The 16,883-nt window shown below is 69.4% G+C and carries 29 protein-coding genes; 1 reads left to right on the forward strand and 28 read right to left on the reverse strand.

Annotated features, from left to right (window positions below; all coding sequences use genetic code 11):
• Window positions 1–28: 28 nt before the first annotated feature.
• The 12 genes from ACIA79_RS03385 to ACIA79_RS03440 form a co-directional block, all read right to left on the reverse strand.
• A complete protein-coding gene (locus ACIA79_RS03385; RefSeq protein ID WP_399426440.1) occupies window positions 29–280 on the reverse strand; it encodes a hypothetical protein in 252 nt (83 codons plus the stop codon).
• A 10-nt stretch (window positions 281–290) separates the two neighbouring features.
• Window positions 291–749 carry a hypothetical protein gene (locus ACIA79_RS03390; RefSeq protein WP_399426441.1) on the reverse strand — a complete coding sequence of 153 codons (459 nt, stop codon included), beginning with the start codon at window positions 747–749 and terminating at the stop codon, window positions 291–293.
• 13 nt (window positions 750–762) lie between these two features.
• On the reverse strand, window positions 763–2,763 hold the full coding sequence (locus tag ACIA79_RS03395; protein WP_399426442.1) for a hypothetical protein: 2,001 nt from the start codon (window positions 2,761–2,763) through the stop codon (window positions 763–765).
• Window positions 2,764–2,842: 79 nt separating this feature from the next.
• A complete protein-coding gene (locus ACIA79_RS03400; RefSeq protein WP_399426443.1) occupies window positions 2,843–3,649 on the reverse strand; it encodes a hypothetical protein in 807 nt (268 codons plus the stop codon).
• A gap of 1 nt (window position 3,650) precedes the next feature.
• A complete protein-coding gene (locus tag ACIA79_RS03405; protein ID WP_399426444.1) occupies window positions 3,651–4,118 on the reverse strand; it encodes a hypothetical protein in 468 nt (155 codons plus the stop codon).
• Window positions 4,119–4,249: 131 nt separating this feature from the next.
• The gene (locus ACIA79_RS03410) at window positions 4,250–4,483 is read right to left on the reverse strand and encodes a hypothetical protein (protein WP_399426445.1); all 234 of its coding nucleotides are present in this window, start codon (window positions 4,481–4,483) and stop codon (window positions 4,250–4,252) included.
• A gap of 189 nt (window positions 4,484–4,672) precedes the next feature.
• On the reverse strand, window positions 4,673–5,767 hold the full coding sequence (locus ACIA79_RS03415; RefSeq protein ID WP_399426446.1) for a hypothetical protein: 1,095 nt from the start codon (window positions 5,765–5,767) through the stop codon (window positions 4,673–4,675).
• 29 nt (window positions 5,768–5,796) lie between these two features.
• Window positions 5,797–6,036 (reverse strand): hypothetical protein, encoded by a 240-nt coding sequence (locus tag ACIA79_RS03420; RefSeq protein WP_399426447.1) that lies wholly within the window; start codon window positions 6,034–6,036, stop codon window positions 5,797–5,799.
• A 41-nt stretch (window positions 6,037–6,077) separates the two neighbouring features.
• Complete coding sequence (locus tag ACIA79_RS03425; RefSeq protein ID WP_399426448.1) at window positions 6,078–6,326, reverse strand: hypothetical protein; 249 nt, start codon at window positions 6,324–6,326, stop codon at window positions 6,078–6,080.
• Between the two features lie 95 nt (window positions 6,327–6,421).
• Window positions 6,422–6,544, reverse strand: a complete 123-nt coding sequence (locus ACIA79_RS03430; protein WP_399426449.1) for a hypothetical protein — start codon at window positions 6,542–6,544, stop codon at window positions 6,422–6,424.
• 157 nt (window positions 6,545–6,701) lie between these two features.
• The gene (locus tag ACIA79_RS03435; protein ID WP_399426450.1) at window positions 6,702–7,043 is read right to left on the reverse strand and encodes a DUF6907 domain-containing protein; all 342 of its coding nucleotides are present in this window, start codon (window positions 7,041–7,043) and stop codon (window positions 6,702–6,704) included.
• Window positions 7,044–7,081: 38 nt separating this feature from the next.
• Window positions 7,082–7,324, reverse strand: a complete 243-nt coding sequence (locus ACIA79_RS03440; protein ID WP_399426451.1) for a helix-turn-helix domain-containing protein — start codon at window positions 7,322–7,324, stop codon at window positions 7,082–7,084.
• Between the two features lie 252 nt (window positions 7,325–7,576).
• Between ACIA79_RS03440 and ACIA79_RS03445 the strand changes: the two genes are divergently transcribed.
• Window positions 7,577–8,356, forward strand: a complete 780-nt coding sequence (locus ACIA79_RS03445; RefSeq protein ID WP_399426452.1) for a GntR family transcriptional regulator — start codon at window positions 7,577–7,579, stop codon at window positions 8,354–8,356.
• A gap of 87 nt (window positions 8,357–8,443) precedes the next feature.
• Here ACIA79_RS03445 and ACIA79_RS03450 read toward each other — a convergent pair whose 3' ends face one another.
• From ACIA79_RS03450 to ACIA79_RS03525, 16 genes are all read right to left on the reverse strand, one after another.
• Window positions 8,444–9,079: an HNH endonuclease signature motif containing protein gene (locus tag ACIA79_RS03450; protein WP_399426453.1), complete on the reverse strand. Its 636-nt coding sequence runs from the start codon at window positions 9,077–9,079 to the stop codon at window positions 8,444–8,446.
• Between the two features lie 5 nt (window positions 9,080–9,084).
• Window positions 9,085–9,768, reverse strand: coding sequence for a hypothetical protein (locus tag ACIA79_RS03455; protein ID WP_399426454.1), 684 nt, complete (start codon window positions 9,766–9,768; stop codon window positions 9,085–9,087).
• 119 nt (window positions 9,769–9,887) lie between these two features.
• A complete protein-coding gene (locus tag ACIA79_RS03460) occupies window positions 9,888–10,115 on the reverse strand; it encodes a helix-turn-helix domain-containing protein (protein WP_399426455.1) in 228 nt (75 codons plus the stop codon).
• A complete protein-coding gene (locus tag ACIA79_RS03465) occupies window positions 10,112–10,765 on the reverse strand; it encodes a hypothetical protein (protein WP_399426456.1) in 654 nt (217 codons plus the stop codon). The genes ACIA79_RS03460 and ACIA79_RS03465 overlap by 4 nt, the downstream gene beginning before the upstream one ends.
• On the reverse strand, window positions 10,762–10,977 hold the full coding sequence (locus ACIA79_RS03470; RefSeq protein WP_399426457.1) for a hypothetical protein: 216 nt from the start codon (window positions 10,975–10,977) through the stop codon (window positions 10,762–10,764). The genes ACIA79_RS03465 and ACIA79_RS03470 overlap by 4 nt, the downstream gene beginning before the upstream one ends.
• Window positions 10,974–11,267 carry a hypothetical protein gene (locus ACIA79_RS03475; RefSeq protein WP_399426458.1) on the reverse strand — a complete coding sequence of 98 codons (294 nt, stop codon included), beginning with the start codon at window positions 11,265–11,267 and terminating at the stop codon, window positions 10,974–10,976. The genes ACIA79_RS03470 and ACIA79_RS03475 overlap by 4 nt, the downstream gene beginning before the upstream one ends.
• Window positions 11,264–11,479, reverse strand: coding sequence for a hypothetical protein (locus ACIA79_RS03480; RefSeq protein ID WP_399426459.1), 216 nt, complete (start codon window positions 11,477–11,479; stop codon window positions 11,264–11,266). The genes ACIA79_RS03475 and ACIA79_RS03480 overlap by 4 nt, the downstream gene beginning before the upstream one ends.
• A complete protein-coding gene (locus tag ACIA79_RS03485) occupies window positions 11,476–11,697 on the reverse strand; it encodes a hypothetical protein (protein WP_399426460.1) in 222 nt (73 codons plus the stop codon). Before ACIA79_RS03485 ends, ACIA79_RS03480 begins: the two co-directional genes overlap by 4 nt.
• An 84-nt stretch (window positions 11,698–11,781) precedes the next feature.
• On the reverse strand, window positions 11,782–12,351 hold the full coding sequence (locus ACIA79_RS03490; RefSeq protein WP_399426461.1) for a hypothetical protein: 570 nt from the start codon (window positions 12,349–12,351) through the stop codon (window positions 11,782–11,784).
• Between the two features lie 108 nt (window positions 12,352–12,459).
• The gene (locus ACIA79_RS03495) at window positions 12,460–12,915 is read right to left on the reverse strand and encodes a hypothetical protein (protein WP_399426462.1); all 456 of its coding nucleotides are present in this window, start codon (window positions 12,913–12,915) and stop codon (window positions 12,460–12,462) included.
• Window positions 12,912–13,199, reverse strand: coding sequence for a hypothetical protein (locus ACIA79_RS03500; RefSeq protein ID WP_399426463.1), 288 nt, complete (start codon window positions 13,197–13,199; stop codon window positions 12,912–12,914). The genes ACIA79_RS03495 and ACIA79_RS03500 overlap by 4 nt, the downstream gene beginning before the upstream one ends.
• Window positions 13,196–14,533 carry an AAA family ATPase gene (locus tag ACIA79_RS03505; RefSeq protein ID WP_399426464.1) on the reverse strand — a complete coding sequence of 446 codons (1,338 nt, stop codon included), beginning with the start codon at window positions 14,531–14,533 and terminating at the stop codon, window positions 13,196–13,198. Before ACIA79_RS03505 ends, ACIA79_RS03500 begins: the two co-directional genes overlap by 4 nt.
• Window positions 14,534–15,352 carry a hypothetical protein gene (locus ACIA79_RS03510; protein WP_399426465.1) on the reverse strand — a complete coding sequence of 273 codons (819 nt, stop codon included), beginning with the start codon at window positions 15,350–15,352 and terminating at the stop codon, window positions 14,534–14,536.
• Window positions 15,353–15,431: 79 nt separating this feature from the next.
• Window positions 15,432–16,253, reverse strand: a complete 822-nt coding sequence (locus ACIA79_RS03515) for a multiprotein-bridging factor 1 family protein (protein ID WP_399426466.1) — start codon at window positions 16,251–16,253, stop codon at window positions 15,432–15,434.
• Window positions 16,250–16,459, reverse strand: a complete 210-nt coding sequence (locus ACIA79_RS03520) for a hypothetical protein (RefSeq protein WP_399426467.1) — start codon at window positions 16,457–16,459, stop codon at window positions 16,250–16,252. The genes ACIA79_RS03515 and ACIA79_RS03520 overlap by 4 nt, the downstream gene beginning before the upstream one ends.
• The gene (locus tag ACIA79_RS03525; protein ID WP_399426468.1) at window positions 16,456–16,824 is read right to left on the reverse strand and encodes a hypothetical protein; all 369 of its coding nucleotides are present in this window, start codon (window positions 16,822–16,824) and stop codon (window positions 16,456–16,458) included. Before ACIA79_RS03525 ends, ACIA79_RS03520 begins: the two co-directional genes overlap by 4 nt.
• Between the last annotated feature and the right edge of the window lie 59 nt (window positions 16,825–16,883).

Raw genomic sequence — 16,883 nt, forward strand, 5'->3', positions numbered from 1 at the left:
TCTGGCCGGGGGCGTTCTGCTGTCCGGGTCAGGCGGGCACTGGGGTGACGCAGCGGCCGCACAGGTCTCCGATGCCTTCAGTGAGGCTCATGTACAGGTGGTTGCCGCAGAAGTAGCCACCGCACCCGTGCTCGTCGCCGCCGGGCGTCTCCCCGCAGAGGTGCGCGAGACCGCGGTCGATCTGCTCTTCGCAGCTGGCCTCCTCGCAGACGGTCTCGACGCTGTAGCCAGCCTGGATCTTCTCGCCGTTGCGGTAGATCTCGTAGGACGCGTATCCCATGACGGTCTCCTTAGAGGTTGTTGGTGGTCTTACCCCACAGCCGGGTCTGGCTGTGGACGGTCTGCTGGTGGACAGGCCCGGTGTAGTGGTGGTGGTGCTCAGGCGGGGCTGCAGCCGTGGCGGCCTTCACCAGCCGGGCGAGGGCGTAGATCGGGATGGCGACGGCGACGGGTGTGGCAGCGATGAGGCCGATGACGGTGGGGTCGGCGTGGCTAGATGCCCACAGGACGGCGCTGGCGGCGCCGCCGGTGGCGAGAGTGAGGACGCTGCCGGAGAGCATCAAGGCGCTGGCGTCGGTGGCCTTCTGGCTCATCGGGGGCCGGCCGGGCTGCGGCACGGGCGGAGCACTCCCGACGTCGGGGAGCGGGCTGTCGTCGCGGTAGGAGGTGGGTGTCGAGAGCTCGTCCAGGGCGGCGAGGATCTGCTCGGCTTGCTGGCGGGCTGCGAGGCGGTCGGCTTCGGTGGTCATGCTCGTCTCCTGTTCAGGCGGCTTCGGAAAGTTCCGTGGGGTCGGTGGGGGTGTCTGCGTGATCGGGGTGGGCCCAGATGCCGCGGCCGACGTCAACGGCGCGGCCCTCTCGCTTGAGCCGGGTGAGGGCGTTCTTGACGGCGCTGACGGTGAGGCGGGTTTCCTGGGCGATGACGTTGCGGCCGACGGGTCGGGCACGCTGCAGGAGGAACGCGGCGACCTTGTCGTCGCTGCCTGCTGGGGCTTCGGCTGCGATGGCTGCCGTAGCGGCCGCGATCGGGTCTGTGAGGCCCGCGGAGGCGGTGGGGGTGGCTTCTGCGGGCAGGGTGACGGTCTCGCCCCGCAGGCGCGCCGCGAGACGCTCCAGGCGCTCGCTGTACGCCTTGCCAGCGACGGCTGCCGCGGAGGCTTCCAGGGTCGGCGTGGTGCCGGTGGTGGCCCAGTGGGCGGGGTCACGGTCGAAGTGGGCACGGAACTGGGCTTGCCGGTTGTCGGGGCCCTTGATGTAGCCGAGGCCGGCGGTGGATGTGCCGTCGGGCCAGTACATGGGCAGCTGACTCGGGTTGACCTCCCATCCGGGCAAGCCGATGGAGTCGGTGAGCGCGGACGCGGTGCGGAACATGACCGTGTTGCCGGACTGCAGCTGCTCGCGGATGTCGGTGGACTCCGGTCCGGCGCCGAACATGTTGGCCTTGGGGCCTTGGAAGACGAGGCGGAGCTTGATGCCGCACTTGCGGGCCATCAGAACGATCTCCAGGACGAGGGCCACAGCGCCCGGCAGTGCGAGAACGCGGTGCGCCTCATCGATGGTCACGGAGATCAGCGGGTCGGGGTCGCCGACGACGAAGTGGTCCCGGCCGCGAAGGGTGCGGCCCTTGTGGTCGGTCCACTCCATGAGGGAGTAGCGGCCGGACCGCTCGTACATGACGTTGCGGATGGCGTAGAGCTGGGCCAGCCCGCCCTGGGCGGTGTCCTCGTACCAGTCGACGGCCTCCCGCCAGCGGGGCAGGGACTGCCCGCCCTGCGGGTCGCAGACGATCGACACGATCCCGTTGTGGCGTTCGGTGCCCAGCAGCATGTCGAGGAAGCGGGACTTGCCGCCATCGGTGGCGCCGTAGACGACCGTGTGGACCGGGCCGGACGGCTTCCAGAATGCGTACCGGGCGGGCTTGCCGTCATAGAAGATGCCGACTTCGGCCTGCCCTGTGGCCGTGTTGAGGATCTGCGGGCCAGGGTAGGTGGTGCCGTCCTGCAGGGGGTTGCGGTTGAAGACGGCGATGATCGCGCGGCGTGCGGACTGCCCGACAGCCTTCTCAACCTGCACCATCTCTTCGGGCAGGTCGAGGGCGCCGGCGATGTCGCCGGTGGCGGCTACCGCCTTTCGCCAGGTGCCGCTGCTCAGGACGATGACGGCGGTCCAGCCGTAGTCGGTGGTGATGACGTCGACCAGCTTGGAGCCGGGCAGTGGGCCGTCAGAGCGGGCGACCTTGTCCTGCCAGTCCTGCAGCTGCTGGCTGAGCGCGGGGGCAGGTGCGGCGGTCCGCTTGCCGCGGCGCCACCAGTACACGCCGTGTCCCAGACCCCAGGCGACCAGCAGGGCCGGGTAGGGGCTGTGGCCGAGCTGCAGACCGCCGGTGGCGGCCATGGCAGTAACGAGGCCGCCTCCGGTGGTGACTGCGGAGGCTGCGGCGATGAAGTCTGCACGACGCGGGAGCCGCTTACGGAGGCGCTTCTTGCCGATGCGGGCGTCCCAGCGGCCCCAGGCGATGGTGGTGACGGCTCCAGCCGCGGTCGCGGCGACCGCGGTCTTCCATCCGTCGGCGGGCACGGCGAGGACGCTGCCGGCGATGGCCTGGGTGGCGGTGGCGTAGAGGGGGGCCATGCCGCGGCGGGTGCGGTAGGCGGCACGCAGCGCGCGCCGGGCGGCCTTAGTGCTGCTGCGGGAGGAGCCGCGCTTGCCGGTCACCGCGCGGTCGTCTGCGGTGGTCTTCTTGACGGTGATGGTCTTCGGCATGGCGGCTGCTACTCCCGTGGTCTTGTCGGCGAGGGGGCGGGCTGGGCGGCCCCGGCTCTTGGCCGGGGCCGCGTTCGGGTTACAGGTCGGCGGTGTACGCCTGCTTGGAGGCCATGCGGCCGCCGGTGGCGGCGACGGCTTCCTGGATGCCGCCGTGCCGGCTGTGGATGTTCTTCGAGGACTGGGCGGCGATGGCCGCGTTGTCGACGGCCGCCTGCTGCATGGCCTGGGCGGCGGCGAGCGCGGCGGCGTACTGGTCACGCAGGGCGGCGAGCTCCTGCAGGGTGCCGCCGTCGTCGCCGAACTCCAGAGCACCCGCCTGCTCGATGGCGGCTTCGATGGCGGCGAGCTGCTCGGCGGCCCGCTGGGCGATCGCGCCGGCTTCTTCGGCGGTGACGCCTGCCTCGGAAGCGAAGCGGGCGACAGCAGCCTTGAGGGTGTTGACGCCGGTGATCTCGGGGATGGTGGCGAGAGTCATGGATGCTCCTTGGGTGTCGGGTTCGGTCTCGGGGTTCTTGAGGAGGACGAGCTTGGGGCTTGCGGGCGCGGGGCCGCCGGGCTTCTCCGCCTCGGCGGGCGCCGGCTCGGGCTGGGGCTGCACGGGGGCTTCGGTGGCGGGCTTGATGCCGCGGACCTTGGCGGTGGCGCGCTTCTTCGCCTTGGGCCACTCGCGCTTGAACCCCTGCACGAAGCCCTTGATGAAGGTTCCTGTGGCGGTCAGGCCGGTGGCGGCCCACGCGGCGAGCTTGGCGCCGGTGCGGCGGCCCTTCTTCTTCGACGCTTTGGCGATGCGCTTCTTGTGCTTCGCCGACACGTCGCCGACGGCCTTGTCGATGGCGCAGGCGCAGGCGTAGGCGATCGCCAGCAGGAGGATGAGGCCGAGCATGTCAGCCTCCCATCAGCCACATGACGAGCGATCCGACCTGGGTGGCGATGAACCCGAGCGCGCTGGCGGCGCCTTCACCGAGCGATCCGGGGATCATGACGGCCAGCGGCGGGGCGATGGCGGCGAGGAGCAGGGTGCGGGTCTTCACTCCGGTCATGAAGTCGCTGATGAGCCACAGGAGCGCGGCCAGGGCGAGCGCGAACATGATGCCGAAGCCGGTCCACTGGCCGGCCAGCCCGTCGATGAACCCGTCGACGGCGGTGGTGACCCGGTTGAGGAGCTGGCCGACCGGGGTGGAGACGAGACCGATGGACGCGGTGAGAACGAGCAGTACCTGAATCTGCGGGCTCTTGATCTTTGCGGAGAGCCGGTTGATCCACGGGAGCCGGTCGGCGACGTACAGCACGCCGGCCGCTCCGAGGCAGGTTCCGCCGGTGGCGGCGGAGATCCCTGCGTCGATGATGGGCATTTCGGGGTACCCCCTTGCGGATACGGAGAGTTAGTGGTTTCCTCGCGCGCGCGTGCACGCGAGCGGGCGCGTTGGGGAGCTTCGGCTCGGCTCGGACGGCTTGAGCCGAGCCGTTGAGCCATTACGGACGGTTAGGTTTCGGTGAGGCTCTGGCGGAGCTGGTCGAGAAGCTGCGTGGCCCGCTGGGCCGCGTCTCCCTGCCGGGACTCGGGCAGCTGGGCGATCGCCGAGCGGAGCTGATCCATGGCGACCGCCAGGACCGCGTGCGGTCCTTTCGTCTCGGCCTCTCGGCGCCGGTCGCCCAGGAACTGGGCGGCCCGTGCTTGTCGCAGGGCCTTACGGGACGGGCGGCTGGCGGTCGCCACGGTGCTTGCCTCCTGTTCGCTCGGGGATCCGCAGGGGTCCGGGTCTGCTTGCCGGGTCTGCGAGCGTTCCGCTCACCGGGTCACTCACCGGGCTTGACCTGCGGCTTTGTGGTTCGGACTGCTTCCGGCAGTCTCAGCGAGGTCCAGAACCCGGGGGTGCTGGGCCTCACTGGCGGTGCCGGACTGGCCCTAATTGGCCGGGACGCTGGCCTCGCGGGTCTCGATCTCGCCCCAGATGCGGCGCACGCGGTGCTCACCGCCGATGAAGCCGGCGGCGCGGAACTCCTTCTGCGCCTGCCGGTAGGAGCGGGGCGGCTCCATGGCGTAGCGCAGCCACCGCAGGACGACTTCGAGCTGCTCGTCGGTGAGCGTCACGCCCGGCTTGGGTGTCGCGACGCCCGCGACATCGGCGAGATCTCGAAGCGTCATGGCACCCTCGACGGGGGCCTGCTCGACGCCCTCTTCGCTGTCCGTTTCGTCCACGGTCACGGGGGGTGGTGTCACGGCCTCGATTTCCGCCTTGGCCTGTGTGACACCCGTGACGCCGCGGCCCGTCACGGGTGTGACGGCGCCGGCCGTGACGGCGGGGCGTGACACGGTCAGCGCCAGGTCTCGCTCGGCGAACGCGAGGGCCGCCACACCGTGATCCTTCTCTGACTTCTGCAGCCGCTTCTCGGCCTCGGAGCGGGCCTTGTTGATTTCCGCCTGCGCCCGGGTAAGGACGTCAGCGCGGGCGATCTGCCGCTCCATCTCCGCAAGGTGCCCGGCCGTCTCGGTGAGCACATCCGTGGTGGCCTCCGAACGCAGATGCCGGGCACCGGCCGCCGCGAGGGCACGGGCATTACGGTCGGCCGCCGACTGCTCGGCGATCTCGGCCGCAGTCTCAGCATCGGCCAGCACGTTGCCGGCGAACAGGCGCAGCCCCATGAACAGCGCCGCAGCGACCGGGACGAAAGCGAACACCTGGGCGTGCCCCAAGATGAGAAGCGTCGCTGTCGACGTGCCGACCGCCACGCCCGACAGGCCCAGCATCACCGCCATCCCGACGGTAGAACGCTGCCGGATCGCCACCTCGGACATGCGCAGCGCGCCAATCCACAGGGCGTCGTACACGAGGGCGATCGACCAGGCGGCGACCGCGCCTGCCTTCCCCTCGATCCCGATGATGTGCCCGAGCTGCCCGCCGACGGTCACGGCGACCAGCAACAGAGCGGCCAGGGTCAGCAGCTTCTCGACGACGACGAACACGTCCAGCCGGGGCGCCCGCAGGCCGGTGAGCTTCATGGTTCCTCCTTCAGGCGTGCTCGCGCCCATCAGGCGGCGGCGTGGGTGGAGAGGGCGTAGAGCTGCTCGGTGAGGCTGAGCGATCCGGGGTGCCGGGCGTCGATCCGCTCGGCCCGCTCGACAACCTCCCGCATCGCTGCGGTGTCGCCGGACAGGGCGGCGGACAGGTAGTCGGCGATGGCGCCGGCGTGAATCGAAGCGAGGGCGTCCTCGATGGTCGTGGAACGGCGGCGGGCCGCCAGGTCGACGACGGGGGCGAACTTGGGCATGACGGTGCTCCTTCGGGTGGTCAGTCCGGGTTGGGGTGGGGTCAGGCGGTCGGGGCGGCGGGGTGGGGCGTAGCGCTGAGCTCGTTCGGCGCCAGGTCCAGGAACAGGACCGTGAAGTTGCCGTACAGCTCCTTCAGGTGCTGCATGATCGTGTTGACGGTCGACATCCGGGTGTGGACACCGGGGACGGCCGGAACCGTGGCGCTGGTGGTGATCTGCCTGCCGCTGTCGGTGAGGATCGTGGCGAGCCAGTAGTACGTCACGCTGTCGGGCTGGGTGGTCTGAGACATGGCTGTGCCTTCCGTTGGTCAAGCGGATGAGATGGAGAGAAGGGCCGCCCCCGGCTTGGCGGGGGATGGACACCGGGGGCGGCGGTATGGGGGTGCTAGCGCTGCGCCTGCTGGGCAGCGGCCTGGCGTGCGGCTTCAGCGGCAGCGGCGGCCTCGGCGGCGCGACGCATCGCTTCCTGCGCGGCGACGTCAGCGTCGGTCAGCTCGGACGGCGACATCGTCACCACCCCCGCTGCGAGATCGCGCGGCGGCGGGCAGGCGTACCGGCCGGCGGGAGCGGCGGGTACACGACCGGCTCGACAACCAGGGCGCCTGAGCCGCGCTTGATACCGGCCGCGACCAGACGGCGAGACGAAGACGGGGTGCGCTCAGTCATCACGCCACCGCCTTGCTGGCGACGGCGGCCAGCTCGCGCACCTTGGCGGCGAACGCCTCCAGGTCGTCGGCGAACCGAATCGCCTCCGTCGGCGACAGGTCGAAGACTTCCGACCCGTCATCGAAAGCGACGACCGTCTGCGGCTTGGACCGCGGGGCGAACGAGTCGAGCCCCAGGCGGGCGTGGCCGAGGAGCCGCAGCGACGGCTCGCCACCGGGCACGACCAGGTCGGTGAACGCTCCGCAGTGCTGTACGTCCTCCAGGTGCCGCTCGTTGACCGCGACGTGGTCCTCTGTGCACCACGCTGGGCACTCGATCAGGATCCGCCGACCGTTGATCAAGGCAGGCACCATACGGGCGGTGAGGCAGTTGGGCGTGGTCATGACGCCACCGCCAGGTCGCTCGCGGGGATGCCGCGGTCGGCCACGTACTGCTCGAAGGCGGCACGGCTGATGCGGATGGTGCCGCGCCCAGAGCCGACCCGGTACGCCGCGATGTCGCCTTGGCGGATGGCGAGGTAGACGGTTTGGACGTTGATGCCGAGCGCGGCGGCGACGTCCTTCACCTTGAGAGGTCGGGCGGGAGCGGATTCACCCACCCTCGCGGTAAGGTTGTGGTGCATCGGTTTCCTCCAAGATTCGCGATGCGCGGCCCTTCCGGGCGCGGTGTTGGTAGCACCGCGATCACCCCGGTAGGGCCTTACTCGTTGCAGCACCAGAGAGCCTGCAGGCTCTGCGAACGCTGCGAACAAGGAAGACGTTATAACGACTAGGACCACCGCGCAAGGGAGTCGACGGGTAACGCGCCGTAGCTTTCCTAGACCGCAGGTCAGGAGAGTGGTCTACTGGTCCCATCAAGTAGTCAACGAAGGGGAATGATGGCTCCGCGGCACGGGAAGAACGCCTACGAACAGGTCGCTAGCGACCTGCGCGCGCAGATCACTGATGGGGTGCTGCAGGCCGGCGACCAGATCCCGTCCGAAGCCGAGCTGATGACTCACTATGGGGTGTCGCGCATCGTCGTCCGCATGGCGGTCGACGTTCTGCAGAACGAAGGGCTAGTCACCAAGAAGCAAGGGACCGGAACCTTCGTCCGCGCGCAGACTCCCCCGACCCGGCGCATCGCTGGCGATCTCTACGGCACGCGCCCGAAGGGCTCACCCGTCCAGGCTGCCGCCTCCCGCGCAGGCCAGCAGGCCGAGTGGGACTACAGCAGCAGGGCAACAGCGGCAACGAGGGCCGTTGCCGAACGCCTCGGCATCGAGCCTGGTGACGACGTCATGCGCACGACCTACACATTCTTCGCGGACGGAAAGCCGATCAAGCTATCCACGTCTTACGAACCGCTTGCGCTGACTCGGGGCACACCCATCGAGCATCCAGAAGGCGGTCCTGTAACCGGCGTCGTGCCTCGGTTCGACTACATCGGTGTTCACGTCACCCACGTCACCGAAGACGTCGTGGCGCGCGCTGCGCGCCCGCACGAGGTTGACCAGCTGGAAGTAGCTCCTGGCGTGCCCGTGTTCGTCATCACACGCACCTACTACGTCGAGGAGCGGCCAGTGGAGACATGCGACATCGTCGTGGCCGCTGACCGTTACGCACTCTCGTACACCATTCCGCTACCGCCCTACGTGGAAGAGTCCACCGGCTAACAACCCGCATGCAGCGACACTGCCGCACTGACCCCAGGCACGCGAAAAGCGCCCCGCGCCGGTCTCACCGGGCGGGGCGCTTGGACGCTAATTCGACGATGACCGCCTCTGTCTGATCTTCTCCCGATACTTCGCCGCGTGGATGGGTTCGCACGCTTTGCAGGATCTCTGACCCCGCCTGTTGACACGCGTGTTGTCGGCGTCGTATTCGTGACCACGCGGACAGTGCGTGCGGGCCTTTTGGGGCGCCCCAGGGAATCCCCGCCTCGTGTTCTCTCGCAGAGTCACCGGCTCAAGGTGGTCTGGATTCACGCAACTACGGACACGGCACAGATGATCCAGACAAAGGTCGCCCGGTATCTCACCCTTCAGAAGTTGATAGGCCACACGATGCGCAAGTCGCACGTTGCCGTCTACCGAGATCTGTCCGTACCCCGCTGCAGTGAGATGTGCAGTCCAAAGCCAGCAGCTCTCAGTCTTCTTTACCCTTCCCCAGAATCGCTCTTCAAGCGTGGGAGGGGTGGGCACATGTGTCGGGCTTCCGTACTTAGCCCACCGGTGATAGTGCGCTTTGCACCACCCTCTAGCACCAGTTGCTGGCTTGCCGCAGATGCTGCAGTTACCCTTAGCCATATCGACTCCCATCCAGTCGGCCACCCCGGACACGGTGACCGCGGGTCCGGGGAACCCATTTTCCCAAATTCGGCCAACCGTTTCTGGCATTTCCTCTACGCCGCAGACCTTCTCGATGCATCGTCGTTGAGCTCATTGTCGGTCCAGCATCCGCCGCATTCGCTGCACCGGTTGTACAGATCGTGGTCGGTCTTCGTGAGGCAGAGGCTGGAGCATCGCGGGCAGGGCCGGCTGATCGGCCTGGTGCGTTCCTTCACGCGGGCGATGCCGTGGATGAACATGGCCATGGACTTCAGTTCGGCGTGCATCTCGCCGGCCCAGCCCTGGGTGGCGGCCCACGAGGTTCGGCGGACCAGCCATGCGGCGAGCGCCGCCTCGGTCCACGCCGCCGGGCGCTTGAAGTCTCGGGAGTGACGGCGCGGGTGCTCCTCGAGGATGACGCGGCACCAGTCGCCGAGGACACCAATCAGGGGGCGCCGGCCTTCCTGGTCGCCGTTCGGGTCTCGGATGTCGAGGGTGGCGGCGGGGCCGAGGAAGTTCAGGACCTCCTCGCGTGGCGGGATGGGCGCGGATGTGTTCTTGCAGGTGACGCGGCCTGCACTGCCGGTGCGTTCGCGCTGCATGGACCCTTCGCGGAGGACGATGAGGGCGGCGGGGATCTGGTTCAGCCAATGCCTGATCTGGTTGACGCAGGGCTGGCAGATTTGCAATCCGGCTTCGATCTCCCACTGTCGGAGCGGAACGGGGTCCTTGTGCTCGGTGATGCAGTGCTCGGTCACGGCGTTCTCCGATCGGGCGGTGCGGGCGTGCGGTCAGGCGGAGGGCTGGGCGTGGGTGTGGGGTCGGAAGCGGCCGTTGCAGTACGGGCACCAGGTGCGGCCGTCGTCGGGCTGGTCGGTCACTGCTGTTCCTTGGGTTTGGTGACGTAGGCGAGATCGATGTCGAGCCAGGCGATGAGGGTCACGAGGGCGTCGGCGTCCGGCCGGTGACCGTCGGCAAGGCGACTGAAGGTGCTACGGGACAAGCCGAGTTCGGCTGCGACGTCACGCCACGAACGGCCTGCCTGGGTCCGCTTGTAGTCCAGGTGGGCGTATAGCTCAGGTACGTCGAGTTGATAGGCGCTCACGGCTGCTCCTGCGGGTTGGGGGTGGCGGTCGGCTGGGGTCCGGGACAGATCCACGGGTAGGGCGGCGGTACGTCTGCTGCGCGGCATGCGGGGCAGTCCTCGGCGTTCGCCCTGCCGCCGATGTGGACCGGCGGTTCGACGGGCGGCTCGGGCGCCTCGAGGGCGGCGAGGACGTGGCGGCGGACGTCGTCGGGGCAGACGTGGTCGTGGCTGGGGTGAGGCTCGTCGCACAGGTCGTCGAGGGCTGCGCGCACGCGCTCGACGGCGGCTTCGGCGTGGTCGGCGCGGGTGGCCTCGCTCGTGGCTTCGGCCTGGGCCTGGAGGAGGGCTTCCCTCGTCCAGTCGAGGTCGGCCCGGAGTTGCTCCACCTCGGTGCCGAGGACGCGCAGTGCGGCGTCGGCGTGGGCGTACCAGGCGGCGCGGGCGTGGTCCCATTCGGTGCCTTCGGCGAGGAACGCTTTGGAGCCGGCGCGCCCGGCAAGCGCCTCGGCGATCTGGTCCCGGAGGGTGTCGCGGCTCTCAGCGCCCGTCTGCGGCCCGTTCGGCCCCCCGGGTCGCCGATCTGTGCCCGCGATGGGGGGTTCGGGGCTCTGAGGGGCCTTCAGGGGCGTTCCTGGGGCCTGTTCGGTGGGGTGGGAATCTCCGGTCACGACTCGCCTCCAGGTTCTGTCATGGTTTGGGGTGCTTCGAGGCCGAGTTGGACGGCGGCCAGGTGCACGGCGTCGGCGATGGACAGTTCGCCGTCGCTGGCGGCACGGATCGCGAGGGCCCGGACGTGGATGTCGTCGGCGAGCTCCTGCTGCTCCGGCGTGAGGACCGGCCGCCCCCGCCGGTTGCGCTTGGACTTGGGCCAGTCGGTCATGCGGCGGGCTCCTTCGGCTGGACGGGTTCGGCGAGGACTTGGGCGAGGACCCACACGGGCACGGTCTTGGCTCCTCGGGTGCGGGCGGCGGCGATGATGCGGGCGAGTGCGGCGATCTGCTTGCCGTGCTGGGTGCGCAGGTCTCGCCTGTAGGGGCGGCGCGGGCCGCGGGCCAGGTGTCGCAGCCCCTCCCGGAGCCGTGCAGCCTCGGCAGGGCTCAGGCGCCCGTCCTCGGCCCTGTCGGCGAGGTTGAGTAGCTGGGCGAGGGTTGGAGCGTCACGACGGCTCACAGCGTCTCCAGGACGTCGTCGACGGGGCGGTGGTCGGGTATGTGGCGGCGGGCGTAGCTGCGGCCGTGGTCGACGGGGATGGTGCGGTCCTCGGCGGTCGGCCCGTGGAGGTCGAGGAAGGCCCGTTCGTCGGCGTCTGCTGCGGCGAGTTGCCGGTCGAGCTCGGCGTCGTCGGGCCAGTCGCACGGGCCGGCATCCCACGGAGCGGTCATGGCTGGGGCTCCGTGACGACGTCGACGAGGCGGTCGGCGGGGAAGGCGTGACGGACGCCTTGCTCGTGGTCGATGATCCAGATCCAGTCGCGCTTCCGGCGAGCCTCCGCGGCCGCCCGGATGACCGCGTCCGGATCGGCAAGCCGCGTACACGACACGGTCCTCACGGACGTGTCGGTGGCCACGTAGGTGTATGTGACGCGCATGAGGACGTTCACGGTCTTCTCCTTGGTGTGCTTGGCTTGGGGTGGCGGCCCGCCCCGACTGGACCTCGGGACGGGCCGTCGTGCGTCACGGGGTGGTCAGGCGGCGGCGTCGCGGATCGGGTGGTCCAGTTGGGCAGTGGTGGGGTACTCCCAAAGCCACAGAGACTTCGCCCCCCTGGCCGGGTGTTCCGCGTCTCGGCGGGTGCTCCAGGTGCCGCCTCCGCTGGAGCCGGCCGTCTCGGTGATGCGGGTCCAGCCGTCGAAGCGGTAGATGTTGCCGGGGTGCCGGGCGTTGTCGGAGTAGGCGACCGCTGCCACGGCGGGCCAGTACGGCCAGGCAGGTGCCCCGATCTCGCGCCACAGGCGCAGCATCACGCGGGTTGCCCACCTGCTGTCGGGTCGGGTGCAGAGGCGGGCCAGCTCGACTACCTGGCCGCGGCCATATCCGGCAACGGTGCTACTGACGGTCGAGGCGCTGACAGCGATGGAGATGGGTTCGCCTGCAACGTCGAGTCGCCATGCCTGGGCGCCGAAGGGGCGGGTGTTGATTCCGAGGTAGTGGCCCCAGTCGGCGAGGACTGCGTTTGCGGCATCGAGTTCGGTCTCGAAGAGGCCGACGGCTGGGGCGGTTATGGCGGCGAGGTCCAACTGCATGGCAGCGACCATCAGAGTCTCCTTGGGCGGGTCTTGGCGGCGGTCAGGCGGCGGGGTTGCGGAGGGCGGGGTAGGCGGGGGTGTGGCGGCTGACGGTCCACTGGTGGCCGCAGCGGCAGGTCATGCGGCGAGGTGCCGGTGTTCGTCGGGTAGGTCGGCGTCGCAGTAGAACCCGATGGAGAGGTGCAGGCCGTGGTCCACCACGACCCTCCACACAGCGATCGCGGTGCAGGCGGGGCGGCCGTCCTGCTGCCGCTGGTGGTTGGTGGTGCACGCTTCGGGCATCGGAGAGTCGCCCATCGTCCAGCCGTCCTCGCAGTGGAAGACGCGGACCGTCGGGCCCTCATCGGGGTCGTCTTCTTCGATCTCGTCGGCCGTGGACTCGCAGCCGTCGTGGATGTAGAACGGGTCGCCGGCCTTGATGCCGCAGGCGCAGCACTGGAGGAAGTCGCCGGACTCGTGGGTCTCGGGGTCGAACCAGCTGCCGAAGTGCAAGCTTTCGGTAGCGCCGCAGTCCTCGCACACGATCGGACCGGTGTAGCCATGGTTGCGGGCGATGTCGGTGGTGGTGGTCACGGGTTCTCCTTGCTGAGGTACTTGCGGGCTCGGGCGATGGCGGCCTGCTCGTGAATGCGGGCAGTCACGTGCTTGTCGAAGATCGGCGAGTTGGCGGCCGGCTCGGGCGGTATGGCGCGACCGGGCACGATCTGCCAGCCGCACGTCCAGACGTGCCGGCAGTTCGGGCAGCGGTAGCCGGCGATGATCCCGTCGGCGCCGTCGCGAAGTGCGGACTCCGGGAAGACGTCGTAGGTAGGGCAGCTCTCGCAGGCGTCGGCGTAGAGGGGGTTGTGATCGGTCACCAGATCGCTCCTGTCGGCGAGTAGCCCGTGAACTGGTCGGCATCGATGGGCTTGTAGGAGATCCACGGCCACTTCTCGCCCTGCTTGATGAAGTGCGGCCAGTCGCGTTCGTCGCGCATGCCGCGCCAGGGGACGACGCGCCGGCCGCGGGCGCCTTCGGTGTTCTGGGCGGACTTCTCGTCCTCGACGGGGCGGAGACCGAATCCGAACTCGGGCCAGCGCATCCACAGGCTGGAGCCGAGCGGCCGGAGGGATCGGGGGCCGAGGCCGTTGCCGTGGGGGGCGTGGGCCTCCATGAGGACGGCACACCCGGCGGTGGCGCGGGCGTCGTCGATGACGACGGACACCTTGCGGGCGAGCTCTTCGTCGTTCGGGTTGCCGGCGTGGAGGCGGTAGACGGGGCCGATGATCAGCACGTCGGGGTTGATCCTCTCGACGCGCCGCATCATCCAGGCCCGGTCTTTGGAGCGGGTGAGGTCGAGACCCTGGGGGCGGCACTCGATGTGGAACATGCCGCGGCGAACGGACTGCTCGAGACCGTCGGCGGCAGCCAGCAAGGGCCGGAACTTGCGGCGGCTGGAGGCGGCGCTGTTCTCGCAGTCGAGAGTGAGGACGCGGACCGGATCGATGAGCTCCCAGGTCTTGAACGGGTGGATACCAGCGGCGAGGGTGACGGACATCTGCCGCAGCAGCGTGCTCTTGCCGCCGCCTTCAGAGGCGGTGAGGATCAGCCGGTCCTGCCGCTCGAGGAGACCGGGCACGACCCAGTCGTAGGTGTCTTCGTGCTGGACGAAGTCGAGGATGTCTTCGACGGGCAGGTCGTTGCCGGTCTGTCCGCGGTCGCGGATGTCGCGGGCGGCAGCGATGGTGCGCTCCAGCAGCTCGCCGGTGGGGCCGTTCATGCCGTAGGCGTCCTGGAGACCGGCGGCGTGGTGCTTGATAAGTTCGCGGCGGCGAGCGTGCCCTTGGATGATTTCGACGTAGTCGAGCGCATGGTCGGGGTGGGAGATCGGCATGGTGCGTGACGTGATCTCGAACAGGTACGTAGCGCCACCGGCCCGCTGAAGGTCTCCCCTCTCGCTGAGGAACTTGCCGAGGGTGATGGGGTCGATGGTCTGCCCGAGGGCGTACATCTCGGTGATGCCGTTGAGGATCGTCTCGTGGGCGGGCTTGTACATGTCGGCCGGGTCGAGGTTGGTGACGACGGCCTTGCATACGTCGCGGTCGAAGAAGCAGGCGCGCAGGGCGCTCATCTCGGCGACGAGGTCGTGGGGCGGGGTTCGCTCGAAGAGGCCGGGTTCGTAGTCGGCGGGCGGTTCGAGGTCGATGGTCATTTAGAAGATTCCTCGCTCTTCGGGTGTCTGGCCTACGGCGCGGAGGTGGGGGCGCGCGAGGTGATGCGGGGTGCCATCGGCCGGCTTTGGCGGCAGTTCGCCCCAGCCGCGCATGAAGTAGCGGGCGGAGTCGATCTGCGGGTTGCGGGCGACAGCGCGGGTGGCGTGGTCGACCATCGCGGGGATGCCGCACTTGGTGATGAGCGCGATGACGGGGAACCAGCCGTCGCCCTTGAAGGGCCAGCGGACGCGGATTCTGGACTGGCTGAGTGCGTCGACGAGCGGGCGGGCGACGTCAGGGATGCCGTATTCGTCGGCTCCGTCCGGCCGCTTCGGCGCCTCTTCTTGCTTGAGGGGAGAAGGGGAGAAGGAAGAGGGGGTAGCCCCGGCTCCTTCAGAGTGAGCCCCGGCTCCTTCTGAAGAAGCCCCGGCTACCCCTTCGGGGGGTTGAGGGGTAGCCCCTGCTCCCCCATGGGGTAGCCCCTGCTCCTCCTCAGGGGTAGCTGTAGCTACCCCTTCGAAGTCGGGGATCCGGAACGTCATCCGTCTCCCCGGCACTGCGTAGAGAGTCCGGCCGTCCTTCCCCTTGCCGATCGGGACACGAAGTTCCCAGCCGGCCAGAGCCAAGCGCTTGAGGGCATTACGGACGACGTCGGTGTCCTTGGCGGCGGTCCAGCGGACCAGTTCCTCAAGAGTCACCGCGCTCTCCCGGGTGACGTCGCTGGCGTCGTCTGCGATCTCCAGGGCGACCGCACGCTGAAGACCGGCGATGCCCGGACCGAGCGCCTCGCGCAGTTGGCGGCGGAGCTTGTAGCCCATCGGGATCTCTTCTCTCAGGAGCAGGGTCAGGCGGGGCGGCGTTGCTAGCGGGGTGTGGCGCGGGGCCGGCGGCGGGCGGTCACGCGGCGGCCGCCGGCCTTCGGTTGCGGTCCTTGGAGATCAGGTCGCGGATGTACTTCTCGCTGCCGCCCATCTGCCGGGCGATCGACGCCTCCGACTCCCCGAGCGCCAGGAGGTGCCGCACTTCGGGAAGGCGAAGTGAGTCGCGGCCGTTTGCGGCCATCGGGCGGTACGGCTCGTCGACGTCCGGCTTCGCGGAGGGGTCGTCGATCGTGTCTGCGGTCCAGGCGAACGGCCCGTGCCAGTCGCGCTTGGTGGCGCGGGTGCGGTTGGCGAGGAACTTGCCTGGGGTCCAGCGGAGCCGCTTGTACAGGGCGTCCATGGCGTGGGCGGTTGATGCGAGCACTAGGCCGCTGTCGCGGTGGAGGATCAGGCTGAGGGAGTCGGCGTGCAGTCCAAGCTCGGCGGCCATGTCGACGACTCGGTGCCCGATGCGATAGAGGGCTCGGCCGCGGCGGATGGTGCCGGTCGCGTCGAAGTAGGCACGGCCGGGTACATCGGTGGGCTCGGCGGGGAGGGTGCGGATCGCGGCCGCGCTGTCAGGGTTGAGACGCTTGGCGTGTCCGCTGAGGAGGTCGACGATGGTGGTCTCGCTGATGCCGGCTTGCTCGGCGATTTGACGGCGGCTCCAGCCGAGGTCGGCGTAGCGGCGGACTCGGTCGGCGTAGGGCCCGGCGTCGACTCGTTTCGGCCCGGTGCGGTAGCGGGTGACGCGGTACTGCTTGCAGTAGGCGGCATTGGCGGCGGCACATTCGGGGCGGCGGCAGCCGGCGATGTAGCAGCGGCGCTCTCCATGCTGGGGAGGGGGCTTGCGGGTCACTGTCCGGTCTCCTTCCGGGTCTGGGCGGGGATGCGGGCGATGTGCTGGCAGGTCTGCAGGGCGTCGGTGTCGGTGCCGGGCTGGTTGTCGGGTGCGGCGGGGATGCGTTCGGTCTCGGGCCGGTGGGGGCGGAGGGCGCTCACGTAGATCGCGACTGTGAGCCAGACCCCGACACCCCAGGCGAACGCGCCGAGGAGGGGAATCACGCGGCTGTCTCCCGCCTGGCGGCTTGCCGCTGCTCGGCTATGACGAGGCCCTTGACGCTCATGCGCCAGACGGAGATGCGGTGGCCGTGGGTGGAGGCGAGGGTGGAGGGGACGACCCGGCCGGTGTGCTCGATGACGCCGGCGGTGCGGAGGCTGTTGATGACGGCGCCGAGGAAGCCGTGCGCCAGCGGGGGCAGCACGTCGCGCAGGTCGTTCGCGGACCATTCGTCGTGGCGGGTGCCGAAGTGGAAGACGGCCTGCTCGACGAGGAAGCGGTCCCATTCGGACTGGTCGGCGAGGTCTTCGAGCAGCAGGTCCTTCTCGGCCGCGGCGAGACGCTCGGCCGGGGTGAGGGAGCGGGTCATGACGGTGTCCTCTCGCTGTGGGACTGTGGAGGGGTGGGCCGCCCGCGATTCCCGCGCGG

The organism is Streptomyces sp. NPDC051310, from assembly GCF_044455245.1.
In the GTDB taxonomy this organism is placed as follows: Bacteria; Actinomycetota; Actinomycetes; order Streptomycetales; family Streptomycetaceae; genus Streptomyces.

Excerpts from the sequence above, each read along its gene's own strand:
- ACIA79_RS03405 (WP_399426444.1), bottom strand. The coding sequence starts at position 4,118 with ATGCCCATCATCGACGCAGGGATCTCCGCCGCCACCGGCGGAACCTGC.
- ACIA79_RS03415 (WP_399426446.1), bottom strand. The coding sequence starts at position 5,767 with ATGAAGCTCACCGGCCTGCGGGCGCCCCGGCTGGACGTGTTCGTCGTC.
- ACIA79_RS03440 (WP_399426451.1), bottom strand. The coding sequence starts at position 7,324 with ATGCACCACAACCTTACCGCGAGGGTGGGTGAATCCGCTCCCGCCCGA.
- ACIA79_RS03510 (WP_399426465.1), bottom strand. The coding sequence starts at position 15,352 with ATGGGCTACAAGCTCCGCCGCCAACTGCGCGAGGCGCTCGGTCCGGGC.
- ACIA79_RS03425 (WP_399426448.1), bottom strand. The coding sequence starts at position 6,326 with ATGTCTCAGACCACCCAGCCCGACAGCGTGACGTACTACTGGCTCGCC.
- ACIA79_RS03450 (WP_399426453.1), bottom strand. The coding sequence starts at position 9,079 with ATGCCAGAAACGGTTGGCCGAATTTGGGAAAATGGGTTCCCCGGACCC.
- ACIA79_RS03390 (WP_399426441.1), bottom strand. The coding sequence starts at position 749 with ATGACCACCGAAGCCGACCGCCTCGCAGCCCGCCAGCAAGCCGAGCAG.
- ACIA79_RS03420 (WP_399426447.1), bottom strand. The coding sequence starts at position 6,036 with ATGCCCAAGTTCGCCCCCGTCGTCGACCTGGCGGCCCGCCGCCGTTCC.
- ACIA79_RS03400 (WP_399426443.1), bottom strand. The coding sequence starts at position 3,649 with ATGCTCGGCCTCATCCTCCTGCTGGCGATCGCCTACGCCTGCGCCTGC.
- ACIA79_RS03470 (WP_399426457.1), bottom strand. The coding sequence starts at position 10,977 with ATGACCGACTGGCCCAAGTCCAAGCGCAACCGGCGGGGGCGGCCGGTC.
- ACIA79_RS03480 (WP_399426459.1), bottom strand. The coding sequence starts at position 11,479 with ATGACCGCTCCGTGGGATGCCGGCCCGTGCGACTGGCCCGACGACGCC.
- ACIA79_RS03505 (WP_399426464.1), bottom strand. The coding sequence starts at position 14,533 with ATGACCATCGACCTCGAACCGCCCGCCGACTACGAACCCGGCCTCTTC.
- ACIA79_RS03385 (WP_399426440.1), bottom strand. The coding sequence starts at position 280 with ATGGGATACGCGTCCTACGAGATCTACCGCAACGGCGAGAAGATCCAG.
- ACIA79_RS03395 (WP_399426442.1), bottom strand. The coding sequence starts at position 2,763 with ATGCCGAAGACCATCACCGTCAAGAAGACCACCGCAGACGACCGCGCG.
- ACIA79_RS03430 (WP_399426449.1), bottom strand. The coding sequence starts at position 6,544 with ATGTCGCCGTCCGAGCTGACCGACGCTGACGTCGCCGCGCAGGAAGCG.
- ACIA79_RS03445 (WP_399426452.1), top strand. The coding sequence starts at position 7,577 with ATGATGGCTCCGCGGCACGGGAAGAACGCCTACGAACAGGTCGCTAGC.
- ACIA79_RS03525 (WP_399426468.1), bottom strand. The coding sequence starts at position 16,824 with ATGACCCGCTCCCTCACCCCGGCCGAGCGTCTCGCCGCGGCCGAGAAG.
- ACIA79_RS03490 (WP_399426461.1), bottom strand. The coding sequence starts at position 12,351 with ATGGTCGCTGCCATGCAGTTGGACCTCGCCGCCATAACCGCCCCAGCC.